The sequence below is a fragment of the Actinomadura soli genome, assembly GCF_005889715.1.
In the GTDB taxonomy this organism is placed as follows: Bacteria; Actinomycetota; Actinomycetes; order Streptosporangiales; family Streptosporangiaceae; genus Spirillospora; species Spirillospora soli.
In genome coordinates, this window is the sequence record NZ_VCKW01000471.1 from 1 (window position 1) to 3,246 (window position 3,246).

A 3,246-nucleotide genomic window follows, 5' to 3' on the forward strand; every position below is an offset into this window, starting at 1 on the left:
GAGCTGGAGCCTCGGGGGCCGCCGGTCCCGGTCCGGATCGTCCATGATCCGGTCCTGGTGGCACCGGTGGCGGCGTCACCGGAGGTGAAGGTGAAGGTGGAGGTGGAGGCGTGGGGGGCGACGGGGCCGCCGGAGCGGTCCGCGGTGTCGGCTTGCCGCCGCCGGTGGCGAAGTCGTAGCCGCACGCCTCGCAGAAACGGTCGCTGCCGGGCGTCCCGCAGTCGGGGCACGGCGTCGGCCCGCCGCCCTGTCCGCGACCGCCTCCCGCAGGGGTGGGCAGGCCCTGGGTGCCCAGCGGACCGGACGCGCCCGAGCCCCCGCCGGACGGGGAGGCGGGGGAGGACGATCCGATGCGCTCGCCGCAGACGTCGCAGTAGTCGGACGCCTGCGAGGTGTGTCCGTTGGCGCAGCTCGCCATGCTCAGCCCTCGCCCCGGCGGGTGGTGACGGTCTCGTCCTTGCGCGTCCGGACGGTCTTGCTGGAGCGGGTGTCGAGCTCCATCTCGTGCGCCTTGTCGACGTCGCGCTTCAGCCGGACGGTGCCGGACGCCTCGTCGACGACGTCCACGACCCGGCGGAGCATCGAGGTGATCTCGTCGTTGCCGGCCTCGTTCGCCAGCACCACGGCCCGGCCGAGCCGCGCGGTCGCGGTGTCGAGGTCGCCGTCCTTGCGGGCCTGCAGCCCCTCCTGGATGGCGGCGGCCAGCTCGGCCTGCCCGGTGTAGTGCGCCACCCGCGCGTTGATCCTGGTGGACTGCGCCTCGTCGTCCGTCCACTGCGCCAGGACGTTCCCGCTCGCCAGGACCTGCGCCTCCTCACCGGGTGCGCCGGGGACGACGAGTTTCACCCAGGCGGCCCGCAGTTCCTTCCCGACGTCGCCGGGCGGCACCTCCACGCAGACGTGGTAGTCGCGGCTCTCGGCCCCCCAGGCGCCGAGCGGATAGTCGCCGGCCTGCGGAGCCGTCTCGACGCGCTTGCCGGTCAGGTCCTCCACCGACGGCAGGACCTGCTTGACGAACCGCAGCCTCGCCGTCTGCGGCGTCCACACGCGCAGCGCGACGTCGGCGACGGACTTGCCCATCGCCGCCTCCGTCATCGCCCGGAAGTCGGCCTCGAGACCGGCCGGGTCGGCGACGATGTCGACGCTGCCGAGCAGCGCGGAGGCGATCTTGCGCAGCTCGGCGACCTCCCAGTCGGTGCCGACGCCGCGGCAGTCGCACACGAACCGGCCGTCGCAATGGAACAGGACGGCGTCGAGCTCCTCGGCCGTCTCGTGCTGGTTCTTGCCGTCGGTCAGCAGGATCGCGTGGCGGAGACCGCCCTGCGCCTGGTCGAACAGCTCGTCGGCGAGCCGCAGCCACGAGCCGATCGCGGTGCCGCCGGACGCCTTCAGCTTGTTCAGCGCGACCTTGGCCTGCTCCCGGCTCTGCGGGCTCGCGGCGGCCAGTCCGGGCTGCGCGGGGAACACCATCTTCGCGGTGTTGGAGCCGGAGATGACCGCGAACTCGACGCCGTCGCGCAGCGTGTCGATCGCGACCTTCGCGGCCTTGACCGCCGCGCGCAGCTTCGTGTCGGGATAGGACATCGACCCCGAGGTGTCGATGATGATGACCTCGGACGCCTTGGTCGACGACGGGACCGCCGCCACGGCCCCCTCGGCCGCCGTCGCCTCCACGGACACGATGGCGTGCACCTCGCGGCCGCCCTCGGGCAGGAACTTGTTCTGGTCGATCTTGACGGTGAATTGCGGCTGCTCGCTCATCGGGGCTGCTCCGTGCTCTGCGTCGTGCTCTCGTGGATGAGGCTCTGCGGGGCGGCGGGGGACGGAAGCGGGATGACGGCGACGGTGATGTTGTCGCGGCCGCCCGCGTCCAGGGCGTGGCGGACCAGCGTCCGCGCCACGCCGAGCGGATCGGCCGCCGGGTCGTGCCCTGGGCCGGGCGCGGTGCCGCCCGTGCCGCGGGAGCGTGCCGGGTCGTCGGGGCCGGCGGCGAGGAGCGCGGCGAGGTCGCGGGCCGCCGGGAAGTAGTTCCACAGGCCGTCGCTGCACACCAGCAGCGTGCCGGGGCCCGCCGGGCGGAACGACGCGACGTGCGGGCTGACCTCTCCGGCGTCCGCGCCCAGCCAGGCCGTGATGACGTGCGCGTTCGGATGCGCCTCCGCCTCCGCCTCGGTCAGCGAGCCCTCGGCCACCATGAACGCGGCCCACGAGTCGTCGTCGGTGAGCCTGCGGGACGGGCCGAGCTCCGCCATGTCGCCGGTGCTGACCTCCTCGTCCGGGACCGGCGTGCCGAGGTCGGGGGCATTGCCCTCGGCCTCGCCTTCGCCCTCGCCGGGCTCGACGGTGCCGTCCGCGGACAGCCAGTAGGCGCGGCTGTCGCCGATCCAGCCGACCGTGACCGCCGTGCCGCGCGTCACCGCGGACACGTAGGTGCACGACGGCGCGTCCGCCGGGGACGTGGCCAGCGCGGCGACCGCCGCGGCGGCTCGCAGCGCCGCGGCGCGGGTGGCGGCCTCGGGGTCCTCGCCGGAGTCGAGGCGCGCCACCAGCTCGGCGGCGCCCGTCTCGGCGGCCGTGCGGGACGCGTCGTCGGGACGCTGCGAGGAGCCGACGCCGTCCGACACCACGGCCGCGACCCCGGCGGAGTGGACGGCGATGGCGATGGCGTCCTCGTTGCGGCTGTAGCGCCGTCCGCGGTCGCTCGCGCCCGCCGCGACGACCGGCCGTGTCCCGTTCCCGGGGCCCGCCCCGGCCGCCGGGATCTCGATCTCGACGTGGTCGCGTTCGGCGGGCTGGCGCAGCCCGCAGGACTCGCAGTAGCCGTCCGCGTCGATCGCCGTCCCGCCGCAGCCCCCGCACGGTCCCGCGGGCGCCGTGCGGTGCGCCGGGAGCGAGGACGTGCTCTGCCTGATCGTCGCGTCGGGCCGTCCGGGCGGTTCGGCGGGCGGGGCGTCGGCCAGCCGGTGCCCGCACTCCTCGCAGAAGATCTCGCCCGCGTACACGATCTCGCCGCACGCGGGGCAGGACAGCTCCGCCGCCTTCGCCGCGTGCTGGTCGCCGGTCACAGCAGCGTCCTCGGGCGGACGGCGTTCGCGGAGTCGACGAGCCGCCGGCATTCGTCCCGGTCGCGGGTGCGCCGCGCCAGTTCCCGGTACGTCGTCTCCAGCAGGCGGCGCAGCTGCGGCTCCGAGAGCGGGGTGCCGAGGACGGCCCCGCCCCGCGTCTGTCGCCTGTATACCTCCTCCG

Annotated in this window: 4 protein-coding genes; all 4 read right to left on the minus strand. The window is 75.0% G+C overall.

The features are described 5' to 3' along the window. A partial coding sequence (locus ETD83_RS44095) for a hypothetical protein (RefSeq protein ID WP_205718173.1) occupies positions 1-185 on the minus strand: 185 nt, incomplete at its 3' end. Positions 186-420: 235 nt separating this feature from the next. Further along, the gene (locus ETD83_RS40740) at positions 421-1,761 is read right to left on the minus strand and encodes a vWA domain-containing protein (RefSeq protein WP_138650593.1); all 1,341 of its coding nucleotides are present in this window, start codon (positions 1,759-1,761) and stop codon (positions 421-423) included. Continuing rightward, entirely contained in the window at positions 1,758-3,065 is a 1,308-nt protein-coding gene (locus ETD83_RS40745) for a PP2C family serine/threonine-protein phosphatase (RefSeq protein WP_230421525.1), read from the minus strand. The genes ETD83_RS40740 and ETD83_RS40745 overlap by 4 nt, the downstream gene beginning before the upstream one ends. Beyond that, a partial coding sequence (locus ETD83_RS40750; protein ID WP_138650595.1) for a tetratricopeptide repeat protein occupies positions 3,062-3,246 on the minus strand: 185 nt, incomplete at its 5' end. The genes ETD83_RS40745 and ETD83_RS40750, both read right to left, overlap by 4 nt.

Excerpts from the sequence above, each read along its gene's own strand:
- ETD83_RS40740 (WP_138650593.1), bottom strand. The coding sequence starts at position 1,761 with ATGAGCGAGCAGCCGCAATTCACCGTCAAGATCGACCAGAACAAGTTC.